This is a genomic window from Streptomyces sp. A18 (genome assembly GCF_059026065.1).
On record NZ_JBWLKL010000001.1, the window covers coordinates 251,255 to 274,099 of the forward strand.

General features: G+C 72.0%; 16 protein-coding genes. 7 read left to right on the plus strand and 9 right to left on the minus strand.

From position 1 onward, the window contains the following. Positions 1-63: 63 nt before the first annotated feature. From AC5P1C_RS01195 to AC5P1C_RS01205, 3 genes are all read right to left on the minus strand, one after another. Positions 64-1,335, minus strand: a complete 1,272-nt coding sequence (locus AC5P1C_RS01195; protein ID WP_493864018.1) for a DUF5919 domain-containing protein — start codon at positions 1,333-1,335, stop codon at positions 64-66. A 73-nt stretch (positions 1,336-1,408) separates the two neighbouring features. Next, positions 1,409-2,740, minus strand: a complete 1,332-nt coding sequence (locus AC5P1C_RS01200; protein WP_493863730.1) for a copper amine oxidase — start codon at positions 2,738-2,740, stop codon at positions 1,409-1,411. Positions 2,741-2,795: 55 nt separating this feature from the next. Further along, a complete protein-coding gene (locus AC5P1C_RS01205; RefSeq protein WP_493863731.1) occupies positions 2,796-3,542 on the minus strand; it encodes a Tat pathway signal sequence domain protein in 747 nt (248 codons plus the stop codon). 216 nt (positions 3,543-3,758) lie between these two features. Here AC5P1C_RS01205 and glgX point away from each other — a divergent pair, with 216 nt between their 5' ends. Then, positions 3,759-5,867, plus strand: a complete 2,109-nt coding sequence (gene glgX / locus AC5P1C_RS01210) for a glycogen debranching protein GlgX (RefSeq protein WP_493863732.1) — start codon at positions 3,759-3,761, stop codon at positions 5,865-5,867. Here the strand turns inward: glgX and AC5P1C_RS01215 are convergent. Continuing rightward, positions 5,842-7,164, minus strand: coding sequence for an MFS transporter (locus tag AC5P1C_RS01215; RefSeq protein WP_493863733.1), 1,323 nt, complete (start codon positions 7,162-7,164; stop codon positions 5,842-5,844). The genes glgX and AC5P1C_RS01215 overlap by 26 nt on opposite strands. Before the next feature lie 81 nt (positions 7,165-7,245). Here AC5P1C_RS01215 and treY point away from each other — a divergent pair, with 81 nt between their 5' ends. Then, positions 7,246-9,711 carry a malto-oligosyltrehalose synthase gene (gene treY, locus AC5P1C_RS01220; RefSeq protein WP_493863734.1) on the plus strand — a complete coding sequence of 822 codons (2,466 nt, stop codon included), beginning with the start codon at positions 7,246-7,248 and terminating at the stop codon, positions 9,709-9,711. Here treY and AC5P1C_RS01225 read toward each other — a convergent pair. Beyond that, the gene (locus AC5P1C_RS01225) at positions 9,691-10,782 is read right to left on the minus strand and encodes a cytochrome P450 (RefSeq protein ID WP_493863735.1); all 1,092 of its coding nucleotides are present in this window, start codon (positions 10,780-10,782) and stop codon (positions 9,691-9,693) included. The genes treY and AC5P1C_RS01225 overlap by 21 nt on opposite strands. A 196-nt stretch (positions 10,783-10,978) precedes the next feature. Between AC5P1C_RS01225 and AC5P1C_RS01230 the strand changes: the two genes are divergently transcribed. Next, positions 10,979-12,229 (plus strand): M14 family zinc carboxypeptidase, encoded by a 1,251-nt coding sequence (locus AC5P1C_RS01230; protein ID WP_493863736.1) that lies wholly within the window; start codon positions 10,979-10,981, stop codon positions 12,227-12,229. A gap of 69 nt (positions 12,230-12,298) precedes the next feature. On the opposite strand, the gene AC5P1C_RS01235 is transcribed toward AC5P1C_RS01230, so the two are convergent. Further along, a complete protein-coding gene (locus tag AC5P1C_RS01235; RefSeq protein ID WP_493863737.1) occupies positions 12,299-12,850 on the minus strand; it encodes an FHA domain-containing protein in 552 nt (183 codons plus the stop codon). A gap of 157 nt (positions 12,851-13,007) precedes the next feature. Here AC5P1C_RS01235 and treZ point away from each other — a divergent pair, with 157 nt between their 5' ends. Then, the gene (gene treZ, locus AC5P1C_RS01240; RefSeq protein ID WP_493864019.1) at positions 13,008-14,753 is read left to right on the plus strand and encodes a malto-oligosyltrehalose trehalohydrolase; all 1,746 of its coding nucleotides are present in this window, start codon (positions 13,008-13,010) and stop codon (positions 14,751-14,753) included. 23 nt (positions 14,754-14,776) lie between these two features. On the opposite strand, the gene AC5P1C_RS01245 is transcribed toward treZ, so the two are convergent. From AC5P1C_RS01245 to phsA, 3 genes are all read right to left on the minus strand, one after another. Continuing rightward, positions 14,777-15,904 (minus strand): aminopeptidase P family protein, encoded by a 1,128-nt coding sequence (locus AC5P1C_RS01245; protein ID WP_493863738.1) that lies wholly within the window; start codon positions 15,902-15,904, stop codon positions 14,777-14,779. Positions 15,905-16,032: 128 nt separating this feature from the next. Beyond that, positions 16,033-16,830 (minus strand): PDZ domain-containing protein, encoded by a 798-nt coding sequence (locus AC5P1C_RS01250; protein WP_493863739.1) that lies wholly within the window; start codon positions 16,828-16,830, stop codon positions 16,033-16,035. Between the two features lie 109 nt (positions 16,831-16,939). Next, positions 16,940-18,856, minus strand: coding sequence for an O-aminophenol oxidase PhsA (gene phsA / locus AC5P1C_RS01255; RefSeq protein ID WP_493863740.1), 1,917 nt, complete (start codon positions 18,854-18,856; stop codon positions 16,940-16,942). Positions 18,857-19,079: 223 nt separating this feature from the next. On the opposite strand from phsA, the gene AC5P1C_RS01260 reads away from it, so the two are divergent. From AC5P1C_RS01260 to AC5P1C_RS01270, 3 genes are all read left to right on the plus strand, one after another. Further along, positions 19,080-20,300, plus strand: a complete 1,221-nt coding sequence (locus AC5P1C_RS01260) for a hypothetical protein (RefSeq protein WP_493863741.1) — start codon at positions 19,080-19,082, stop codon at positions 20,298-20,300. Positions 20,301-20,372: 72 nt separating this feature from the next. After that, entirely contained in the window at positions 20,373-20,846 is a 474-nt protein-coding gene (locus AC5P1C_RS01265; RefSeq protein ID WP_493863742.1) for a hypothetical protein, read from the plus strand. Between the two features lie 36 nt (positions 20,847-20,882). Then, positions 20,883-22,841, plus strand: coding sequence for a tetratricopeptide repeat protein (locus AC5P1C_RS01270; RefSeq protein WP_493863743.1), 1,959 nt, complete (start codon positions 20,883-20,885; stop codon positions 22,839-22,841). Positions 22,842-22,845: the final 4 nt, after the last annotated feature.

A 22,845-nucleotide genomic window follows, 5' to 3' on the forward strand; every position in this document is an offset into this window, starting at 1 on the left:
TTCCCCCATTGACCACCACGATCCCACGCGCCACTGACAATCCGAGGCGCGCGTTCCGCTTGCTCAGGAGACCGGCCGCGAGTCGGCCCAGGCCAGTTCGAACTCCTCCCGGTACGTCTCGAAGAGTCCGTTCTCGTCCGGCTCGTCCGCCTTCACCACCCGGCGGCCGCCGCGCAGCACGAGCACCGGCGCCTCCATCCCGCGCGTCCTGCGCAGATACGACTGGACGACCGCGATGCCGTCCGCGCCGTCCCCGTCGACCAGATACGCGGTGAAGCGGGGCGTCTCGTCGAAGACCTGGATCTCGAAGGCGCCCGGATCGCGCAGGCGGGCCCGCACCCGGCGCATGTGCAGGATGTTCATCTCGACGCTGCGGCTCAGCTCGCCCCGCTTCAGGCCCAGTTCACGCTCCCTGCGCTTGACCGCGCTGCTCGCCGGGTTGAGGAAGAGCAGCCGCACCCGGCAGCCGGACTCCGCGAGGCGGACGAGGCGGCGCCCGGAGAAGTTCTGGACCAGGAGGTTCATGCCTATCCCGATCGCGTCGAGGCGACGGGCGCCCCCGAAGATGTCCTCGGCCGGGAACTGCCGGAGCAGCCGTACGCGGTCCGAGTGGACGCCCACCACGTCGGCGTACCGGTCGCCGACCAGGGACTCGACGGCGTCGACGGGCAACCGGCGCGCGGACGGCACGTCGGTGCCCGTGCCGAGTATGTCCAGGAGCCTGGCCGACGCCCGCTCCGCCTGGGCGAGCACGGCCGTGGACAGGGCGCGGTTGCGCGACACGACGTTCCGGGTGACTTCCAGCTCGTCCAGGGCGAGTTCGACGTCCCTGCGGTCGTCGAAGTACGGCTCGAAGCACGGCCAGTGCTGCACCATCAGCTCGCGCAGCTGGGGCAGCGTGAGGAAGCTCAGGACGTTGTCGTCCGCCGGGTCGAGCAAGTAGCCCTTGCGGCGGCTCACTTCGCGTACGGCGACGGCCCGCTGGACCCATTCCTGCCCTGCGGGCCCCGCGGCGGCGACCACCCAGTCGTCGGCGTGGACCGGTTCGTAGATGGGGCGCAGGACAGCGGCCACGACCGCGCGCAGCCGCTGCTCCACGAGATTCAGCCAGATGTAGGCCCGCCCGGCGCGCTGGGCGCGGGTGCGCACCTCGCGCCAGGCTTCGGCGCCCCAGTCCAGTTCGGGTCCGATCTGGGATCCCATCTCCATCGGCCGCGCCAGGGACACCGCTCCGGGCGGGCCGTCCGCGGAACCCCCCTCGTGACCCTCGTCACCAGGGGGCAGTTCCCGCCCTCCCGAGCTCACCCAGCGCACCCCTTCCGCTCCCCCGAGCACTCCCCCGTTCAACGATCAAGGAAGGGTACTCCGGGAGCGGCGGCCGGTGCAGCCGGATGGAGAGGGAGTTTTCTCAACTACCGCCCTCTGGATTGCCGTTCTGGTCGGCGAGCTCGGCGGGAGTGAGCGGATTCATAGCGGTCACGTCACGCGGGGCCAGGGAGAAGCCCTGCCAGTGGACCGGCATGGGCTGCTGGTCCTCGTCCCGTGCGACGTGGTGGAAGCCGATGTTGACCCAGGTGATCGGGTGCTTCAGCGTCTGGCCGTTGACCCATTTGTCCACGCTCTTGGGGCCGCAGTTCTCGGACAGATTGTCGCTGGTGTACTTCTCGCATTTCTTGTACTCGGTGAAGTACACGTCGTGGTTGCTGTAGTTGCGGCCGGGGTGCTTCACGGAGTGGCCCGGCACGATCTCGTACGACCGGGGGTGGCCGTCGCTGTTCTTGCCGGCCGTGCTCACCACGCGCCACCAGCGCATGCCCTTGACGTCGCCGATGAGTTCCTTGGTGACGGGGGTGCGGGTCGTCTTCGTCTTCGGCTGGCCGTTGCCGGTGGGCCGCGTCACCTTGGAGTCGTACTGCTCGACCTTGGCCTTCGGGGAGCCGTCAAGGCCGAAGTTGAGGCGCCAGGAGACGTTGTGGCTGTGGCTCTCCGCGTAATCGCTCGCGCCCTTGCCGATGGGCCAGCCGCGGCCGTCGGTGCCGTTGTAGTCGCTGGGAGAGAGGCTGCCGGTGGCGCCGACGTTCGAGGTGATCGTGCCGTCGGACGAGAAGCGCCACTCGGTGATGTACTCGTACCAGGACGCCTGGTTGACGGTGTAGATGAGCAGGTCCTTGCCCTGCGCCTGGTAGACCTTGTTCGGGTTCGAGTACAGGTCAGGGGTCATGCGGTAGGCGTGGCCACGCGCGCGCGTGGTGGTGCACAGGCCCTTGACCTTGCCGCCGGGTATGGGCGACGAACTGCCGACCTTGACGGTCTTGATGGTGCCGCCGGGACACTCGGCGGGCTTCAGGGGGACGAGGTCGGTGCCGAAGGTGGCGCCGGTGATGTCCTGGTACTCGTTCTCGCCGTCGTCGTAGGGCACATGGACCTGGGCGAGCCGTGCGCTGGTGAGGACGGGTATGGGCTTGGGCTCGTTCTTGGGCTGGTACGAGATGTTGTCGAGCACGAGGCCGGCGTTGGTGTTGTAGTGCCAGCACATGCGCCAGGTCGTGCCGCCGTCGACGGTCTGCTCGATGCGGTAGTCGGCGCTGCACGCCGGGGCGGCGGCAGCGGGGGCGTCCTTGGCGGTGTTCTGTGTGGCGCCCGCCGGGCCTGCGGCGGCGACGGCGGTGCCCAGGAGCGCGGTGACCGCAAGGCCGATGGAGAGGCGCTTGCGGGCACCGTTGAGTCTGTTCACGTGCATGCGAGATGACTCCCTTGTACGGAAGTGAAAGAGTGCGGGCGGGTGGCCCGGCCGCTCAGCGGAGGCGGGTGACGGTGCGGTCGCTCAGGTCGACGATCAGGTCACGGGTGTCGATCCAGGGCCCGTTGACGACCTTGCTGACGACGCTGAGGCACCGGTGCTTGCCGCACTCGGCGAGCGGGGCCGGCAGCTTCTCGACGGTTTCCTTGTGGAACACGAAGGCGCTGAGCGTCAGTTGGTCGGGCGAGGTGAGCGCCTTGCCCATCGCGTCCTTGTAGTCCTTCTTGAGGTCCGCGCCGAGCGCGTCGGCGATCAACAGCTGCGCCGCTTCCCGGAGTTCCTCCTTGGCCGCGGGCGGCTGGACGCCGTGCGAGGTGTCGGTGTCCTCCACCTTGCCGGTGTCGAGGTTGACGGTCCTGGTGACCAGCGCGTCGTCCTTGTAGTCGTAGTAGACGATCTCCGCGCGGCGCGGCCTGTCGGGGTCGACGGCCTCGGTCGGGTCCGCCTCGCTCAGATTGCTCGCGAGGAGTTGCGGGCCGCGGTCCCCCTCCACGTCACGGGCGGACATGCGGACGTCGCCCTTCATGGCTATCTGCTCGGCGCGCTTCATCTCGTCGTCGGTCAACGGATCGCTGCCGACGCCCTTCTCGCCCTCCTCGGGCGCGGCCTCGACGACCGCGTCCTTCGGGATCGCGTTCTGCTCCGCCGCTGCCGCGGCGGCACTGCGGTCCTGGCCCCGGGACTCCCCCGCCCCGGCCGTGCCCGGCAGTGTGATTCCTGCCATCACTGCGGTGGCGGCCACGGCGACCGCCGTACCCGCCACTACCTTCCCCAGATGGCGTCTGACTAGTTCGCGCACATCCTCCCCCTACTTCCCCTGCTGTCCCACTCATGGGCATACCGAGTATGTGGTCGGTGCGTTAGACGGCTTCAACTCCTGGGTGGTTGCCCCACTTTCGGGGAGACTCTGACCAAAGTCACCCCGAGCCGAGGGGGCGGTAGTGGAAGAGTCGTATGCATGCAGGTGTGGCCAGGGCAGGCGTATCCACTCGGTGCCACGTACGACGGCGCCGGCACGAACTTCGCGGTCTTCTCCGAGGCCGCCGACCGCGTAGAACTCTGCTTGTTGCACGACGACGGCTCGGAGACAGCCGTCGAGCTGCGTGAGTCCGACGCGTTCGTGCGCCACGCGTACCTGCCCGGCGTGATGCCGGGCCAGCGGTACGGCTTCCGCGTGCACGGCCCGTACGAACCCGCGCAGGGGCAACGCTGCAACTCGGCGAAGCTGCTGCTCGATCCGTACGCACGGGCGGTCAGCGGCCGGATCGACTGGGGTGAGGAGGTGTACGGCTACCGCTTCGGCGCCCCCGACAAGCGCAACGACATGGACTCTGCGCCGCACATGATGACCTCCGTGGTGGTCAACCCGTACTTCGACTGGGGCGACGACCGGCCCCCGCGCACCCCCTACAACGAAACCGTGCTCTACGAGGCCCACGTGAAGGGCCTGACCATGCAACACCCTGACCTGCCACAGGAGTTGCGCGGCTCCTACGCGGCGCTCGCACATCCGGCGGTCATCGACCACCTGACGCGACTGGGCGTGACGGCCCTCGAGTTGATGCCGGTGCACCAGTTCGTGAACGATCACCGACTGGTCGACATGGGCCTGAACAATTACTGGGGCTACAACACGATCGGCTTCTTCGCGCCCCACAACGCGTACGCCTCCTGGGGCGACCGTGGCGAGCAGGTCCTGGAGTTCAAGCAGGCGGTCAAGGCGCTGCACGAGGCGGGCATCGAGGTGATCCTCGACGTCGTCTACAACCACACGGCCGAGGGCAACCACCTGGGCCCGACGCTCTCCTACAAGGGCCTTGACAACGCCTCGTACTACCGCCTGACGCACGACCCCCGCTACTACATGGACACCACGGGGACCGGCAACTCCCTCCTGATGCGGTCGCCGCACGTACTCCAAATGATCATGGACTCACTGCGGCACTGGGTCACCGACATGCACGTGGACGGCTTCCGCTTCGATCTCGCGGCCACACTCGCCCGGCAGTTCCACGAGGTGGACCGTCTGTCGTCGTTCTTCGACCTCGTGCAGCAGGACCCCGTGGTGAGCCAGGTGAAGCTGATCGCCGAGCCTTGGGACGTCGGCGAGGGTGGCTATCAGGTCGGCAACTTCCCGCCGCTGTGGACCGAGTGGAACGGCATGTACCGCGACACCGTGCGCGACCTGTGGCGCGGCGAGCCGCGCACCCTGGCCGAGTTCGCGTCACGGCTCACCGGTTCCTCGGACCTCTACCAGGACGACGGTCGGCGCCCGCTGGCGTCGATCAACTTCAGCACCTGCCACGACGGCTTCACGCTGCACGACCTCGTCTCGTACAACGACAAGCGCAACGACGCCAACGGCGAGGACAACCAGGACGGCGAGAGCCACAACCGCTCCTGGAACTGTGGCGTGGAGGGCGAGACCGACGACCCGGACGTCCTGGAGCTGCGCGAACGGCAGATGCGCAACTTCATCGCGACGCTGATGCTCTCCCAGGGCGTCCCGATGCTCAGCCACGGCGACGAGTTCGCCCGCACGCAAGGAGGCAACAACAACGCCTACTGCCAGGACAACGAGATCGCCTGGGTGCGCTGGCCGGAGAGGGAGAGCACGCAACTGGAGTTCACCCGCGCCATGGCCTGGCTGCGGCGCGATCATCCCGTCTTCCGCCGGAGGCGGTTCTTCCACGGCCGCCCGGTCGAGGGCACGCACGACGACCTCTCGGACATCGCCTGGTTCACCCCGGAGGGCGAGGAGATGACGCAGGAGGACTGGGACGCGACGCAGGCACGGGCGCTGACGGTGTTCCTGAACGGCAACGCGATCTCCGAACCGGGCACGCGCGGCGAGCGGATCGCCGACGACTCGTTCCTGCTGATGTTCAACGCGTCGGCCGGGCCCCTGGAGTTCGTGGTCCCCGTCAATCACGGCCGCCAGTGGCAGGTGGTCGTGGACACCGCGCGGGCGGACGGTGTGCCTCCGGGCACCGGGCCGAAGGCGCGGGCCGGGGAGCGCCTGACGCTCACCGACCGGAGCCTCACCGTTTTGCAGCGCCCGGCGTGACCGGGGACCTGCCCTGCGCCGGGGGGCGGGCCACCAGCGCCACAAGGAACGCGACGCCGGCCGCGGCGCTGCCGAGCGCGAACGCCGCTCCGGGTCCGTAGGACTCGGCCAGCCGTCCCGCCACGGCGAGCGTGACGGCCTGGCCGCCGACGAAGGCACTCGCGGCGAACGTCATCCCCTCGGCGAGCCGCCGCGGCGGGCAGGAGCGCTCGGTGAGCGCGAAGCCCGTGATCAGGTTCGGGGCGAAGATGGCGCCGAACACCGTCACCACGAGATACAGGCCCGTCATGCTGTCCGTCCACACAAGCGGCAGCGAGAGCAGCGCGGCGGAGGCCGTCGCCACGCGCCAGCGCGCATAGAGCCCGAAGCGTTCGGGCAGCGCGGCCATGGAGAGTCCCGCGACGGCGCTCATGACGCCCATGGCGGCGTAGACGAGGCCCGCCTGACCCGGCTGCCCCAACTCCTCCGTGAGGGCCGTGATGCCCGCTCCACAGGCGCCGAGCAGGACGCCGACGAAGACGAGCCCGACGCGTACGACGACGACCGCGCGCGGGAGGCGCTGCCGACCGCCACGCGCGCGTGCCGCCCCGTCCGCCCCGTCCGCCGCGTCGGTCGCGTCGGTCGCGTCGGTCGCGCGCACCGTCCGGCCCGTGGGGTGCAGCGCGAAGCCGGAGCCGCAGACGGCGACCAGGAGCGCGGCGGCCCCGAAGGCGTACGCCGGGTGGCCCGCGACGGCCGCGAGGCCCACCAGGGCGGGGCCGAGCACGAAGGACAGCTCGTCCATGGTGCTCTCCAGGGACAGCACGGTGTTGACCGTACGGCCGTCGCCGCCCGCCGCCCGGACCAGCGGGACGGCGCGTGCGCGGGCCAGCGGGCCGATCCCGGGGATGCTCGCGCCGGCGAGCACGGCGAGGACGATCAGTGCGGGCGTGGGCAGGTCGAACAGGGCGCCGAGCGTGTACACGGCGATCGCCACGGCGTTGAGCAGCGAGAAGCCGAGGACGACGGCGCGCTGGCCGCGCCGGTCGGCGAGGCGGCCGACGAACGGGCCCATGGTCACCTGGCCGAGCGCGAGCGCGCAGGCCACCACGCCGCCCGTGGCGAGCGATCCGCTGGTCTCGGTGACCAGCAGGACACTGCCGAACTGGATCATGGCCACGGGGAGCCGGCCGAGGAACGAGATCACCGGAAGGAGCGCACCGGTGTGCCCGATCACTTCCCGATAGGTGTCGAGGAGTCCGGGGGCGTCCTGGGCCTGGCGCGGCTCGTCCCGTGCGACCTGTGCTTTTGCAGCCATCGTCCGAAGCTAGCGACACCCTGCCCGCCAGAAGCATGAGTCGATGGCACGAAAGCCCGCCAGGCGGGTACGTACGTTCGCATGACGCCTGAGCGCTCAGAGCCCGCGGTGCCGCCACCGCCCACCGCCACCTATCGGCTGCAGCTGCAGCCGGAGTTCCCGTTCGCGGCCGCCGAGGCGGCCGTCCCGTATCTGGCCTCGCTGGGAGTCTCGCACCTGCATCTGTCGCCGGTCCTTGAAGCCGTCCCGGGGTCCACACACGGCTACGACGTCGTGGATCCCGCGCGTGTGCGCGCCGAGCTGGGCGGCGAGGAAGGGCTGCGCGCCCTGTCGCGCACCGCGCGGACGCACGGTCTCGGTCTGGTCGTGGACATCGTGCCGAACCACATGGCGGCGGTGCCGCGCCACAACCACGCCCTGTGGGAGGTGCTGCGCGAGGGCCCCGCATCGCCCTACGCCCGGTGGTTCGACATCGACTGGGACGCGGGCGGCGGTCAGGTACTGCTTCCGGTGCTCGGGCGCGGGGTCGGGGACGAGCTGGAGCAGCTGCGGGTCGACGGGAACGAGCTGCGCTACCACGAGCACGCCTTCCCCCTCCGCGAAGGCACCGCGGAGCTGCCGCTGCCGCGGCTCCTGGACGCCCAGTGGTACCGCCTCGGGTGGTGGCGGCTTGCCCGTACGGAGCTCAACTACCGGCGCTTCTTCACCATTTCGGACCTCATCGGGGTGCGCGTCGAGGACCCGGAGGTATTCGACGCGACCCACGCGAAGATCCTCGAACTACTGGGGGAGGGGGTCGTGGAGGGGCTGCGGATCGACCACCCCGACGGGCTCGCGGATCCGGGGGCCTACCTCCAGCGGCTCCAGGAGGCCACGCGCGGGCGCTGGACGGTCGTCGAGAAGATCCTCAGCGACGGGGAGCAGCTGCCCGCCGCGTGGCCCGTGGCGGGCACCACCGGATACGACGCGCTGCGCCACCTCGACGGCCTGTTCACGGATCCGGCGGGCGCGGGCGAACTCCTGGGCCAGTACCGGAGGTTCACGGATCCGGCGGTGGACCGGGGCGGCGACTGGGGGGCTACGGTGCGGCGCGCCGCGTACAAGGTGCTCACCCATGAGCTGGCCGCCGAGACCGACCGCCTCACGCGCGAGGCGACCGCGCTCTGCGCACCGGATCCGGCGCTGCGCGACCACGCGCCCTGGGCGCTGCGCACCGCGCTCCTGGAGCTGCTCGTGCGGCTTCCCGTCTACCGGCCCTACGTCTCCGGGGGCGCCGAACCGGCCTCGGTGCTCACGGTGCGGGCCGCCGACGAGGCCAAGGCGGCCTTCGCGGTGCGGGAGGAGGCCGAGGCGGTCGACGTCGTACGGGACTTCGTGCTCGGGCGGCTCGGCTCCGGGCCCGCGCTCGACGGCTTCCGCGCGCGGTTCGCGCAGACGGCGTCGGCGCTGCGGGCCAAGGCGGTCGAGGACACGGCGTTCTACCGGCACGCGCCGCTCCTGTCGGCGGCCGAGGTGGGCGGCTCACCCGAGCGCCCCGCGGTGGCTCCGGAGGCCTTTCACGCCTACTGCGCGCGCGTGCAGCGCGACTGGCCCTACGCCGGGACGGTGCTCAGCACGCACGACACGAAGCGCAGTGCCGACGTGCGGGCGGGCATCGCCGTGCTCACGCAGTGCCCGGACCGGTGGGCCGACCTCCTGGTGGACGTGACCGAGCAGACCGCCCGCATGGGCGGCACCAGTGCGCCGGATCCCCAACTGGCTTGGGCGGCCTGGCAGACGGCCGTCGGCTTCGGCTTCCCCTACGACGAACGGCTGCAGAAGGCCCTGCTCAAGCACGTGCGCGAGGCGGGCCTGCACACGAGCTGGACCGAGCCGAACGAGGCGTACGAGAAGGCCGTGACGGCGTTCGCCGAGGCGGGTCCCTGCGGGCCGCCGCTCTACACGATCGCGGAGTTCGCGGGCGGCCTGCGGCCCCATGTGCGGGCGATCGTCCTCGGGGCCACACTGCTCCAGCTGACGATGCCCGGGGTGCCGGACCTCTACCAGGGCACGGAGGGCGAGTACCGGGCCCTGGTGGATCCGGACAACCGGCGGCCCGTGCGGTTCCAGCCGCATGTCCTGGAGTACCTGGAGCAGCACCGTGACCGCTGGGACCTCTCCGAGGAGAAGCTCGCGCTGACGACGACCGCGCTGCGGCTGCGCAGGCGCCGCCCGGAGCTGTTCGGCGGCGCGGCCACGTACGAGCCGCTGGCGGCGCGAGGGCCCGGCGCGGCGCACTGCGTGGCCTTCGCGCGCTCCGGAGAGGTGATCGCGGCGGTGACCCGGCTCTCCTTGCGGCTGGAGGAAGCGGGCGGCTGGGACGCGACGGAACTGGTGCTTCCGGAGGGGCGGTGGACGGATCTGCTCACTCGGGGGCGGGAGTTCACGGGGCACGCGCGCGTGGCGGAGCTCTTCGGGGAGCTGCCCGCGGTGCTCCTGGAGCGGATCCCGGCACGGCAGGAGCCGTCTCCTGCGGGGTCCGAGGCCTCAGCGGGGGCGGACGAGTAGCAGGCGGGGCGCCCGCGCCATGAATCCGCTGGGCGCTGCCCTGAAGCCGGGCGCCCAGCGCAGGCCCGGCATCGCGTCGAGCAGGGCCCGCAGTCCGCACTCGGCGGCGAACCCGGCCAGGGCGGCTTCCAGGCGGAAGTGGCGTCCCGCGCCGAACGCGAGGTGTGCCGGGTCCGCGCGGAAGATGTCGTAGCGGTCGGGGTCGGCGAAGCGGAACGGGTCGCGCCCCGCCGAGCCGATGAGGCAGGCCACGACGGCTCCCGTGGGCAGCGTGGTGCCGCCCAGGTCGAACGGCTCGGTCACGCGGCGCAGTACGACGGGGGTGGGCGGGTCACGGCGCAGGGACTCCGCCCAGGCGCCGGGTATCAGCGCCGGGTGCGCGCGCACGAGGTTCAACTGGGCCGGGTGGTCGAGGAGGTTGGCGAAGAAGGAGGCCAGTGCGAGCGCGGTGGCCTCGCCGCCGCTGAGGAGCGTCGCGGCGAGACCGGTGACGGTCTCGTCGGCGAGCGCCCGACCGTCCACCCGCACCCCGCACAGCAGGGAGAGCAGGTCCGAGCCGGGATGGGCGCGCCGCCGCGTGACGTGGCGGCGCAGGAGTGCGCCCAGCTCCGGGTGAGCGGATCCGCCCGGACGCACGGGCCCTTTGCGGCACCACTCCTGCACCCGGGCGGCGTCCTCCCAGGGCAGCCCGAGCGCGGCTACGGCGGTCGCTGCGGGCAGCCAGACGCTGAACTCGGCGACGAGGTCGACCTCGCGCCGCCCGGCTATCCGCCGGGCGAGGACATGGGCGGTGCGCTCGGCGGCGGCCCGCAGCACGGGCTCGAGCAGCCCCCGGTAGGCCGGGCTCAGCCGGGATTCCACCGGCCCAAGCCGCACGTCACCGAGGGCGGCCCGCACATCCGCGTACCGGCTGAGCAGCCAGGCGCCGAGGAGCTCGTCACGGACGAGGGGGAAGTCCTCGCGGAGGGTGCGATAGAGCGGGTACGGGTCGTGCGCCACGTCGGTGGCCAGGAGGCTGAGCAGCTCCGCCCGTCCGGCGTTCGAGGACGAGCTCGGCGGAGCCGGTGACACGCGGTGCCCCTGCGGGGCCGAGCTCGAGTACACGGATTCAGGGCATCACCGAAGGACAGCTCACGCCCTCCGCATACACCCATTCGGGTGACAGTGCGGGGCAAGCCCGCAGGGGGATGACATCCCTTGGGTCGCGCGCTTGACACGTGCCCGACCGCGTGGCGTACTGCGGATTGCGTCAGCGGACAAGACGGGGGTGAGTCAACTGGCGGATCAGCGCTATCCCAATGTGGCCGAACTCGTGCTGTCCGCCCGGGAGTTGGCCGCCCACCGCCCCGAGCTGAGCGCCCTGCGCCAAGTGGGCGCGTCGCGCGCCGGACGGCCGCTGCACCTGCTGTCCGTCGGCCGCTCTCCCCGCGCCGTCCTCGTCGTCGCCGGCGCGCACTCGAACGAACCGACCGGCGGCTCGACGCTGCTCCACCTCGCGGAGTGGACGCTGCGGGACGAGGACCTGCGTGCCGACACCTCCTGGCACTTCCTCCTGTGCGCCGACCCGGACGGCGCGAGCCTGCACCGTACGCCGGCGCCGCGCACCCTGTTCGACTACCACCGGCACTTCTTCCGCCCCGCGGGACCCGAGCAGCCGGAGTGGTCGCCCTCGGTGCTTCCGCCCGACCGGCTGCCACCCGAGACCCGCACCCTGACCGGCGTCATCGACGAACTGCGGCCCTACTTGCAGGTGTCGCTGCACGGAACCGATCTCGGCGGCAGCTGGGTGCAGTTGACGCGGGACATACCGGGGCTCGCCGAGCCGTTCGCCAAGTCCGCGGCGGCGCTGCACATCCCGGTGGAGACGGGGGCTTCGGACGCCGCAGGCTGGCCGGTCTCGGGGCCGGGGGTCCATGTGCTGCCGGGCCCCGGTTCGGCGGCCGCCTATCCGAGTCTTCCCGAGGACGCACGGCACACCACCTGGCACCACGCGCACCGGTACGGCGGCCTGACCGCCATCGTCGAGGTCCCGATGTGGGCGAGCGACCTCGTGGACGACCTGACCGTCCATCCCGCCCCTGCCCTCGCGCTGCGCGGCTTCTCGCAGCGGCTGCGCGCCGACGCACGCCTGGTCGAGGACATCCTCGGGGAGGCGCTGCCGCGGCTCCCCCAGGCGCAAGGGCCACTGCTGCGCGCGGCGCGCTGGGCACTCGACCTGGTGCCGGGCCTCGCCGACGACTGGGCCAGGCTGCCGCCCGCCGGTACGTCGATGGCGTACGTCGGCAGCGTCGACGCCTTCGGGCGCCGCCTGCCGCTGCGGGCCGCCGCGATGCTGCTGCGGGTCCTGGACGCGGCCGGGGACCGGGCAGCGCCTCGCCTGGAGCGGCTCGTCCTGCGCTGGAGCGACGCGTTCGCCGAGCGGTTCAGGGCGCGCTGGGTTCCGCTGGAGGACCAGGTCGAGCACCAGTCACGGACGACGGTCGAGGCCGCGCGCCACGCGCGCGTGCGGGGAAACTGACGCCACGCGCGCGTGCGGAGATAGAGAAACCGACCGCACGCGCGATTGCGGGGAAACTGACCGCACGCGTCAGGAGGCGGAGAGCCGGAAGCCCATCTTCCCGAAGCTGACCTGATCGCCGTCCTGGACGACGGCCGCGCCGATCACCCTGCGGCCGTTCACGGACGTGCCGTTGGTCGAGCCGAGGTCGCGCAGCACCCACATGCCGCCCTGCCTGCACAGCTCGGCGTGCACCCGGGAGACCGTCTCGTGGCTGAGCCTGAGGCCGTTCGCCGGGTCACGGCCGATCCGCAGCGGAAACGGATTCGCCTGCACCGGAAGGAGCAGCTTCGGCAGCTTCTCGGCCTGCCAGGCCCTGCGCAGCCGGACCGTGAACCCGGAGACCGCGCCGACGGTGCCGAACACCACCCGCGAGAGGCGTCCCTCGGTCCGCAGATCGGCGGTGAGCGCGGCGAGTTCGTCGGGCTGACGGGCGGCGAGCGCGAGCTCCATGCGCCGCACGAACGTGTCGTGCGACAGCTTGCCGAGGGCAGCGCCCTCCCTGAGCACCTCAAGCGCCCTGTCGCGCTCGGCGTCGGTCAGCCGCGCGGGGTACGTGTGGATCTCGAAGGACGACGTCACGCTGCTGATTGTCGGTCAGCTCGGCCGGGGTGTCCAGAAAACGCGGAACGACCCCGAGCCGATCACTTCTGAAGCACGATGGACGGACGTCACCAGGTATGACGTAGGGATGAAGACGGATGGCCGAGCGCGGATGACAGACGAGGGGGAACTGTCAGTGGAGTTCGAGGTGTGGGCACCGGAGGCCGAGCACGTCACGCTGGAGTGCGAGGGCACCACGCGCGCGTTGGCGCGCGACGACGGCAGGCCCGGGTGGTGGACGGTGGAGGCGGAAGCCGCCGACGGGGCGCGCTACGGCTTCTCGCTCGACGGCGGCCCCGTGCTGCCCGATCCACGCTCGCGGCGCCAGCCGGACGGTCCCGACGGGCTCAGCGCCGTCGTCGAGCACGACCGGTACGCGTGGCGCGCGCCCTGGGCGGGGCGCGGGGTGCGGGACGCGGTCCTGTACGAACTGCACGTGGGGACGTACACACCGGACGGCACGCTCGACTCGGCAGCGGGGCGGCTCGGTCACCTCGCCGAACTGGGCGTCACGCACGTGGAGCTGATGCCGCTCTGCCCGTTCCCGGGACGGCACGGCTGGGGGTACGAGGGCGTGTCCCTGTGGGCCGTGCACGAGCCGTACGGCGGGCCCGAGGCCCTGAAGCGGTTCGTCGACGCGGCGCACGCGCACGGCATGGCCGTCGTGCTCGACGTGGTCCACAACCACCTTGGCCCGTCCGGCAACCATCTGCCCGCGTTCGGGCCCTACTTCACTCAGACCCACCACACGCCGTGGGGCGCGGCGGTCAATCTCGACGCTCCCGGCTCGGACGAGGTCCGCGCGTTCCTGATCGGCAGTGCTCTCGCCTGGCTGCGCGACTACCGCCTGGACGGTCTGCGCCTGGACGCGGTGCACGCGCTGCGGGACACGCGCGCGTGCCACTTCCTGGAGGACCTCTCGGCGGCCGTGGACGAGCTGGCCGTGGAGCTCGGCAGGCCGCTCTCGCTGATCGCCGAGTCCGACCAGGGCGACCCACGGGTCGTCACCCCACGGCCGGAGGGCGGGCTCGGCCTGCACGCGCAGTGGAACGACGACTTCCACCACGCGCTGCACACCGCGCTCACCGGCGAATCGCACGGCTACTACGAAGACTTCGCCCGCGCGCCGTTCGCCGCGCTCGCCAAGACGCTGACGGGTGGCTTCTTCCACGACGGCACGTACTCGACCTTCCGGGGGCGCGGGCACGGCCGTCCCGTGGACCGTGCCCGGACGCCCGCGTACCGCTTCCTCGGCTATACGCAGACCCACGACCAGATCGGTAATCGCGCGCAAGGAGACCGGCTCTCCGCCACCCTCTCCCCCGGCCTGCTCGCCTGCGCGGCCGCGCTCACCCTCACCGGGCCGTTCACGCCGATGCTGTTCATGGGCGAGGAGTGGGGCGCCGCCACGCCCTGGCAGTTCTTCACGGACCACACCGACCCGGAGCTCGCGGACGCCGTGCGCCGGGGCAGGCGGCGGGAGTTCGCGGCGCACGGGTGGGCCGAGGGCGACATCCCGGATCCGCAGGATCCGGCCACGAGGAAGCGCTCCTGTCTCGACTGGGCCGAGCCGCTGACCGACCCCCACGCGCGCGTGCTGGCCTGGTACCGCGAACTGATCGCCCTGCGCCGCACCCGCGGCGACCTCCTCGACCCCGATCTGGCGGCGCTCCGGGTCGCCTACGACGAGCAGGACCGCTGGTTCGCGGTCCGGCGCGGCGATCTGCGGATCGCGGTGAACATCGGCAAGGAAGCGGTCGACATCCCGTTGGGCGGCCGGGGCACGCGGGTGCTCGCGGCGTGGGACCCGGTCACCGCGCCGGGCGCGGACGGGCTGCTGCGGCTGCCCGCCGAGTCGTGCGCGGTGCTCGCGACGCCGTGAGGCCCGGCGACCCCCGGGTGACGTCAGTCGACGATCGCCAGCTCGCGGGGCGTGGAGTTGAGACGCCGTGCGCCGTCATCGGTGACCGTCACGATGTCCTCGATGCGCACTCCGAAGCGGCCCGGCAGATAGATGCCGGGCTCCACGGAGAAGCACATCCCGGGCACGAGCGGCAGCTCCTCACCCTCGATCATGTACGGCGGCTCATGGGTGGTGACGCCGATGCCGTGCCCGGTGCGATGGATGAAGCGCTCGCCGTACCCGGCGTCGGCTATCACCGCCCGCGCCGCCCTGTCGACGTCCTGGCAGGCGGCGCCGGGCCGCACCGCGCGGCAGCCGGCTTCCTGTGCCTCGCGCACGATGTCGTGGACCCGCTGCTCCTCGGCGTCGGGCTCGCCGACGTGCACCGTGCGCGAGGTGTCCGAGCCGTAACCGTGCATCAGACCGCCGAAGTCGAGGACGACCATGTCACCGTGTTCGATGACGCGCCGGCCCGCTTCATGGTGCGGATTGGCGCCGTTCGGTCCGGACCCGACGACGGTGAAGTCGACCTGTGAGTGCCCGAACTGCCGCAGCAGGTGGGCGAGATCGGCCGCTACGTCGGTCTCCGTGCGGCCCGCGAAGGGAACCTTCTTGATCTCTTCGTACGTCGAGTCCGCGGCGGCACCGGCCGCCGCGAGGCGCTCCAGTTCCGCGGCGTCCTTGACGGCGCGCAGCATGGGGAGCGCCTCGGTGAGGGAGACGTAGGAGGTGTTCGGCAGCTCCTTCTGGAAGCCGAGGAGATGCATGGCCCAGGAGTTGTCGCTGATCCCGAAGCGGCCGTCGACGTCCAGGAGCGGCGCTGTCGCGGCGTACGGGTCCTTGCCGTCGGTCCAGTCGCGCAGCGAGAGCGCGCTCGCGCCCGCCGCCCGTTCCGCGTCCGGGGCCTCCAGGGTGGGCACCATGAGCACCGGATCCTGGCCCGCGGCCAGCACGAGGACGGTGAGGCGCTCGGTGTCCGCCGTCGGCGCGTAGCCGGTGAGCCAGACCAGGTCGGGGCCCGGCGCGACGAGCAGTCCGTCGAGCCCCGCGTCCGCCGCGGTGGCCGCGGCGCGATCCATGCGGGCCTTGTAGTCGTCGGCGGTGAAGGGCGCGGGGGTGCTGCCGGTCATGAGGGCCTCCAGGGCTGCTCGCTGGGCGCAGGGCGCGGGCACTGGGCGCTTACGGCGCGGTGCCGGTGCTGCCGATCCTGCCCCTGCCGCGCCGCGTGCGCGACCCAGTTCTGGCCCTCCCCGTCACGTCATGTCACGAAGCCCGGCGTCACCGACAGGGACTGCCGCTCCCCGCTCGCGTGGCGGACGGTCACAGTGACGTTCCTGCCCGGGTCCGCTGCGGCGACCGCCGCCGCGAGGGCCTTGGCCGACGCGACGCGGGTCTTTCCGAAGGCGAGCAGGACGTCTCCGCGTACGAGACCGGCGGTGTAGCCGGGGCCCGGACTGTGCACACCGACGAGCAGGGCTCCGGCGCCCCTGGGGGCGTCGACGGCCTCCACGCCGAGGGTGGGGCGCGCGGCGCCCCGCTCCTCGCGCCTGTCGGGCTTGGCGGGCTTGGCGGGCTCCTTCTGCGGAGGCTGCGGCAGCGGCGGGGCGGCGGGCTTCGATGCCGCACCCGGAGCGGCGGGACCGCCGGGCCCTTTGGCCCCGGCCTGTGCCTGCGCCTCCTTCTGCATGTCCGCCAGCTTGCTCATGCCGATGACGGTGGCGCTGACGGTGCCGAGCCCTATGCCCGACAGCACGAGGACCGCCGAGAAGAGCAGCCCGAAGAGCAGGGTGACCAGCCGCCGCCCGCGCCGCCGGGCGGCGTGCGGGCGGTGGCCGGATCCGGACCTGCGGCCGGCACCGATACCGGGGCCACTGCCAGTTCCGGTCCCTGTGCCTGTGCCTGATGGCCGCCCGGCACCGGCCTTCCGCCCGAAGCCGAGCTTCCGCCCGATGGCGAATCTCCCGCCTCTGCCGCCTCTGCCCCCTCGGCTGAACTTGGCGCCTCCGCCGGGATCCTGTCCTGGCATCGGCTTGGGACGCAACGCAGTCTGTTCCATGGCTCGCCTCCGGCCACAGCCCTACCCGGCGTGACCCGGCGCGACGATTCACGAACGAGTGACGTCCACGTGTGCGGCCACGGAACGGGACGGCCGTCCGCGGGCTCCGTCAGCCCGCCCGGCCTCCCCCGTCGTGACCTCCGTGACCTCCCTCGTCATGGCCTCCGTGCCCCGCCCCGTGGTCGAACTTCAGGGCCTCCTTCGGCATGACCACGAAGGGGCGCATCATGCCCATGTCCTCGTGCTCCAGGAGGTGGCAGTGGTACATGAAGCGGCCATACGCCCCGTCGAACCTGCCCATCACCCGCAGCAGTTGGCCGCCTGGGACGAGGAAGACGTCCTTCCAGCCGCGCTCGTTCGGGGCGAGGGGGATCTCCGTCTTCGGGTCGAAGGCGATCGGGGCCAGGGTGCCGCCCACCGTGACGTCGAAGCCCGACGTGTCGTACGCGTCGCGGCCCAGGAGCTGGAAGTCGGCCAGGTGGATGTGCATGGGGTGGGTCACCGGCGGGTTCACCGCGAGGTTCAGGAAGCTCCACTGTTCGTGGCTGCCCTCGGCGATGGTGAAGCCCAGGCCGTCGTTGAAGGTGCGGGCGGTCCTGCGGTAGGTCTTGGTCTTCCCGTCCTCGCCCCGGAGCTGGATGACTCCCTCGGTCGGGACGCGGATGTCGCCCGCATCCTTGATCTCGGCCATCTCCCAGATCTCCGGGTGACCCCCGCCGCCCTTCGTGGCGGGCGGCGTCAGGACGATCAGGCGGTGGCCGTGCTCGGTGTCGTGGCTCAGCGGGCGGAAGGTGCCGGACAGGATCTCCGGCAGCGAGAAGGGGTCGTCGCATGCGGCGTCCCTCACGCGGAACTCCATGACCTGCGGATAGCGCACGTCGTTCGCCGGGTCCGGCACCCCGGGCGCCTGCCCCCTGCCCTTGTTCACCAGACGGACCCGCTTGCCCCCGAGCGCGCGGAAGTCGATCAGCAGGTCCATCCGCTCGGCCGGGGCGACGGTGAGCGTGGGCAGCGCCTCGTCGAAGTCCACCGGCACGGGACGCGGCAGCAGGCCGCCGTCGCTGCCGATCTGGTGCAGGACGCCCCGCACCGGGTTGTTGTCCTCGTCGACCAGGACGAGGTCATAGATGCGGGCGTTCGACGCGTTCACCAGGCGGAAGCGGTGCCAGGCCGCGTCCACGTCCGCGTACGGCCAGATGCGGCCGTTCACCGTGCTGTAAGGGCCCGTGAAGGGGATCGAGACGGGCTTGCCCGTCTCCGGGTTCTCGGCCTGGACGATCACGGTCTTGTGCAGCAGGCGGCCGTTCAGCCGGCCGTCCTCGTCCGTGTCCAGGTTCCGGTCGGCGAGCAGCAGCGGGATCTCCCGCTCCCCGGAGGGGAGGTGGAGTGCGTCCTCTTCGTCGTCCCTCACCAGATACGTGCCGTACAGCCCCGCCTGGACGTTCCAGCGGGTGATGTTCATGGCGTGGTCGTGATACCACCACTGCACCGCCTGGTGGTCGTTCGGGTACTCGGAGAGCTGTGCGTCGCCGAAGCCCACCGCGTTGTCCGCCCAGCCGTCGTTGCCCCCGCCGGTCTGCGCGCCGTGCAGATGCGTCACCGACCACGCCGGAAGCGCGGCGACGTCCTTGTTCGGCTCGACGCCCCCGCGCCCCGGCAGCGTGGCCGGACTCGGGTCGGCCCGCGGGACCTCGACGGAGGTGACGGGATACTCGCTGCCCTTCGGGATGCGGTTCGTCCAGGCGATCCGGACGCGGCGGCCACGCCGCACCTCGATCGTCGGGCCCGGTACGCGGCCTTCGTACCCCCACATCAACGTCGGCGGGAGCTGCGGGTGCAGCCGGATCCATGCCGGGCGCAGCGCGACCTCGGTCTCCGCGGGCACATCGGTCTCGTCGCGCACGTCGACGGAGTCCGGCCGCAGGACCGGCGGCACCGGCAGCGGCGCGACGTACGGAGTCAACTCCCCCGGGGCCGGAGCCGCGTCGGCCCCTTTGTCCGTGATGCGCTCAATGATGTCGGTCAAGATGAACACCCCCCGTGTTGATCAATGCAAACGCAATGACCCCTGTCGTACGGGCCAGTTGGGCGGGCCTGGTCTGCGGCCACCCCTCACCTCAGAAGACTCGCGGCACATCGTCCAAGTTCCACGAATCCCCCATTCCGCAAGAAAAGTATCGGAAACCACATAGGGAATCGGCTCGTCCTGTTGTGGGTCTGCCGTCAGTGACCGCTGTTACTTTCGGAGCATGACCGAACGTGCACTCCGCCTGCTGCGACAGGACCCGCGTCTGGCCGAGCTGGCCGCGTTCCCTTTCGCATTCGACCTGTCCCGCGCGGACCACGTCGAAGAGGTCCGACTCGCGTCGGGCGGGTCGCTGGACCCGATCGCGGGGGACGATTCCGGGGGCACGTATTTCGTGTGCGGTGACGGATCCGTGCTGTACGCCGACTCCGAGGGGTCCGCCGGGACCATCGGGGACAGCGTGGACGAGGCCCTGGAGATCCTCGTCGGCCTGCCCGGCTGGCTGGACTACGTACGCCTGTCGCCGACCGACGGCGAGGCGCGGATACTCGCCGAGATCGCCGACACGGAGGGCGACTTCCGTGAGGACTGCGTACCCGATCTCGACGCGCGCCGCGCGGAACTGCGGGCCGCGCTCGGTCTCCCCGAGCGCTCCCCCCTCCAACTCGTCGCACGCCTGCACGCCGCGCTCCTGCGCACCGAACCGGACCACCTCCTCCTCAACGCCCTCGAGCACCTGGCGTACCGACGCCTCGACCCGCATCCCCGCCCGCCCCTCTGGGAGCAGGTGCTCGCCAAGGGCCGCACGGACCTGGCCCTGCTGCGGACGGGCGACCGAACGGTCTGGGACGCCGTCGCCGGGGACCGGCCGCGCAGAGTGGCGGCGCTGCGCGCCGCTCAGTACGACCGGCGGAACACGGACCGCGCACTCCTGCGCCACCTCCTCAAGCACGAGGCGGACGCCTCCATGTCCGACGAACTGCGGCTCGCCGTCGTCCTGGTGGGGCTCCACTGCCTGACCGAGGACCTGCCGCTGCTGCGTCAGGTCCACGAGACGACGTACGACACCTGGTGCGGCCTGGCGGGGCTTCCGGAGGAGGCCGGTCAAGTACAGGCGTGGGCGCGCTCGTTCGACGAGTCCAACTACGGGGTGGACCCCGGCGACGAACCGGAATCCACCTGGCTGGAGCTCGCGCGGGACCAGGGGATGGTGGAGGCCGCCCGCACCTACCTGATCCGCGAGCTGGACGACACGGGCCCCGACGCCGCCCAACTGGCCGTCCTGCGCGATGAATTGACACTGATCGGCGACTACACCCAGGCGGTGCGCGCCCAGCGTCTGCACCGGTCCCTGCAGGACACCGACGAGGGCCGCGCGGCGGCCGACGCACGACTCGCCGACCTCGAACGGAGGGCAGTGGAAGCGACGGCGACCGAATCGTAGATTTTCCCGCACCGGCGGCGTCGCCGCCTCTAGGCTGCGGGACGGAGATCAGCTCCGGGAAGGACCACGTCTATGACCGACGCACCGCTGCCCGCGGAGCTGCTCCTGGACCGGGACGCCTCTGACGACCTGCGGCGGGAGCTGGTCTCCGCGCTGGAAGGTCTCGGCGTCCACACCGCGCGCGTGCGCCGCGCGGTCGACCACCGGGGCGCGGCGGACATCCCCTGGATCATGCTGGCCTCCCTGCCCCTGCAGGCGTTCCTGAGCGGGCTCGGCGCGGAGGCGGTCAAGGACTCGTACGCGGCGTTCAAGGACGTCGTACGCCGGTCGTCGCGCGCTGCCACGGATCCCGCCGACCCGGCCCCTCGGCCACTGGTGCTCCAGGACCGGCGTTCGGGACTGCGCGTGGTCCTGGAGCCCGACCTGCCGGGCGAGGCGTACGAGCAGCTCCTCGGCCTCGACCTCACGCAGTTCAGCGAGGGCCCGCTGCACTACGACAGGGAGCAGGGCCGCTGGCGCTCCGAACTGGACGAAGCGGCCGGCTGACCCGACGGGCGGCGACGGGAACGGGGGTGGTGTGACGTGGGGCCGCATGCCGACCTGGGCCGCGCGGAACAGGCGCGCGTCCACCTCGGGCTCGGGCGGGCTCACCTCGCGGCGGGGGACGCCGGACAGGGGGCCGTGGAGTTCGGGCGGGCGCATGAACTGCGGCCCGACGATGCCGAGCCCCTGCACTGGCTGGGGTGCGCGGCGGCGCACCGGGCGGAGTACGAGTCAGCGGACGCCTACTTCACCGCGGCGCTCGGGTGCGCGAGGCCACACCGCCGGTCGCTCGTTCAACGGGCTTACGTACGCGTGCGGTTGAGGCGGTACACGGATGCGCTGGACGATCTGCGCACCGCGAGCGGCGAGGACGCGCTGGACGCCGACGCGCGCTGGGTGATGGCGGCGCTTTCCGGCGGCGGCGCGGCGGGGGATGACCTCGCTCTGTTGCTGCGCAAGGCGGCGCTGACGGAGTTGGCGGGGCCGGCGGGGCCCGCCGATGACGACAAAGGGTGGCCGTCTGCGAGCAGCGGCGTTCGGGCAGCCCAACTACTCGATGCTTCCCGGGCGTTAAGCGGTCCTGCGGTGGAGGCGGAGTTCGTGCCGCTCTACGCGGTCGCCCTCGTCCTCGGAGGGCGGCGCGAAGCCGCGGTCGGGCTGCTGGAGGACGCCGCCCGGCGCGACCCCGCGGATCACCGCGTCACCCACACGCTGGCCCTCGCGCTGCTCAACGCCGCGGGCCGCTGGGAGCGTTGCGTGGCCGCCTGGGGCGCCCTCCTGCACGACGCCGCCTTCTGGGAGCACCGGCGCACCTCGGCCGAGGCCAGGTTCGGCGTGACCGCGGAGGAGGACCTCGACGCGGGGCTCCGGGCAGACCTGCGGGAGCTGCTCGAGCGGCGGGTGCCGGAGGGGGACGGCGGTGACCGGGTGCCCCCTGGGGCGCTGCTGCGGCGGGAGGCGGACGCCGCGAGGATTCTGGCCGGGGTGGGCGGGTTCCCTGCCGGGCGCGGCGGAGGTCACCTGGCGTGCGGCCCGTTACGCGTCGCGGGGCTCGGCCTGGTGGACGAGTTCGGCGCCTTCGCCGCGACGACCGCCGCCCCCGACCCTCACGTCACGTACGCCTTCTCCGAACTCGGCTTCGCCCAGCTCCTGCTGAAGCAGGGCAAGCCCGCGGACGCCCTCGCCTCGCTCACCGAACTGCGCTGCAGCCGGTGCCGCGAGCGCACGAACGGGCAGGCCTCGGACGAGGAGGAGCGGAAGGACGGGCCGGGAACAACGACCCCAGTAGCCGCCGCCATCTGTGAACCTGACTGCGGGCGCTTCGACGAGCTGAACCCCGCCTATGCCGGACACCCCGACAAGCACCACCGCCTCGCGCGTGACGCCCGCGCGCTCGCGCTGCGGGCCCGACTGGACCTGGGACGCACGCAACTCACCGCACCACTGCCCGACTTCGACGGGGCGGCGGCTTCCTGGCGGCGTGCCCTCGTGCACGCCAGGGAGCTGGAGCGCTACCGCGAGACCCAGGCCGCTGTCGTCGACCTGGCGCTCGGCGCGGCGCGGGCGGCGCACCGCGCGGGGGATCCGACGCGGGCCGTGGACACGCTTGAGACGGTCCGCTCCATCACCGGGGCCAATGAACGGGGCCGCCTGGAAGGGCAGTTGGCGCGACTCCTCGCCGACCGGGGCATCACGGCGGTCAACCGGGACAGCACCCTGCTCGACGGCCCCGCGGATGACCTGAGGCGCTCCGTCGCCTTCAACCCGCACCTGCTGCGCGCACAGGTCAGCCTCGGTGTCGTACTGCGCGGGCTCGCGGCGCGGCGGTGGCGTTCGGGGAGCGTGTCCGGGGCCAGGGCTACCCTGCGGGACGCCCTGGACCAACTCGGCGCCGCGCTGGTCCACTTCCCCGACGACCCCGAGCTGACGGAACAGCGCGACGCGGCCCTCGCCGATCTGGACCACGTCACGGCAGAGCGACACGAGAGCGGGAGGTGACGGC

Bases quoted from the DNA above. Each gene is read 5' to 3' on its own strand.
- AC5P1C_RS01200 (WP_493863730.1), bottom strand. From the start codon at position 2,740: ATGCACGTGAACAGACTCAACGGTGCCCGCAAGCGCCTCTCCATCGGC.
- glgX (WP_493863732.1), top strand. From the start codon at position 3,759: ATGCAGGTGTGGCCAGGGCAGGCGTATCCACTCGGTGCCACGTACGAC.
- AC5P1C_RS01215 (WP_493863733.1), bottom strand. From the start codon at position 7,164: ATGGCTGCAAAAGCACAGGTCGCACGGGACGAGCCGCGCCAGGCCCAG.
- treY (WP_493863734.1), top strand. From the start codon at position 7,246: ATGACGCCTGAGCGCTCAGAGCCCGCGGTGCCGCCACCGCCCACCGCC.
- AC5P1C_RS01245 (WP_493863738.1), bottom strand. From the start codon at position 15,904: ATGACCGGCAGCACCCCCGCGCCCTTCACCGCCGACGACTACAAGGCC.
- AC5P1C_RS01250 (WP_493863739.1), bottom strand. From the start codon at position 16,830: ATGGAACAGACTGCGTTGCGTCCCAAGCCGATGCCAGGACAGGATCCC.
- AC5P1C_RS01260 (WP_493863741.1), top strand. From the start codon at position 19,080: ATGACCGAACGTGCACTCCGCCTGCTGCGACAGGACCCGCGTCTGGCC.
- AC5P1C_RS01265 (WP_493863742.1), top strand. From the start codon at position 20,373: ATGACCGACGCACCGCTGCCCGCGGAGCTGCTCCTGGACCGGGACGCC.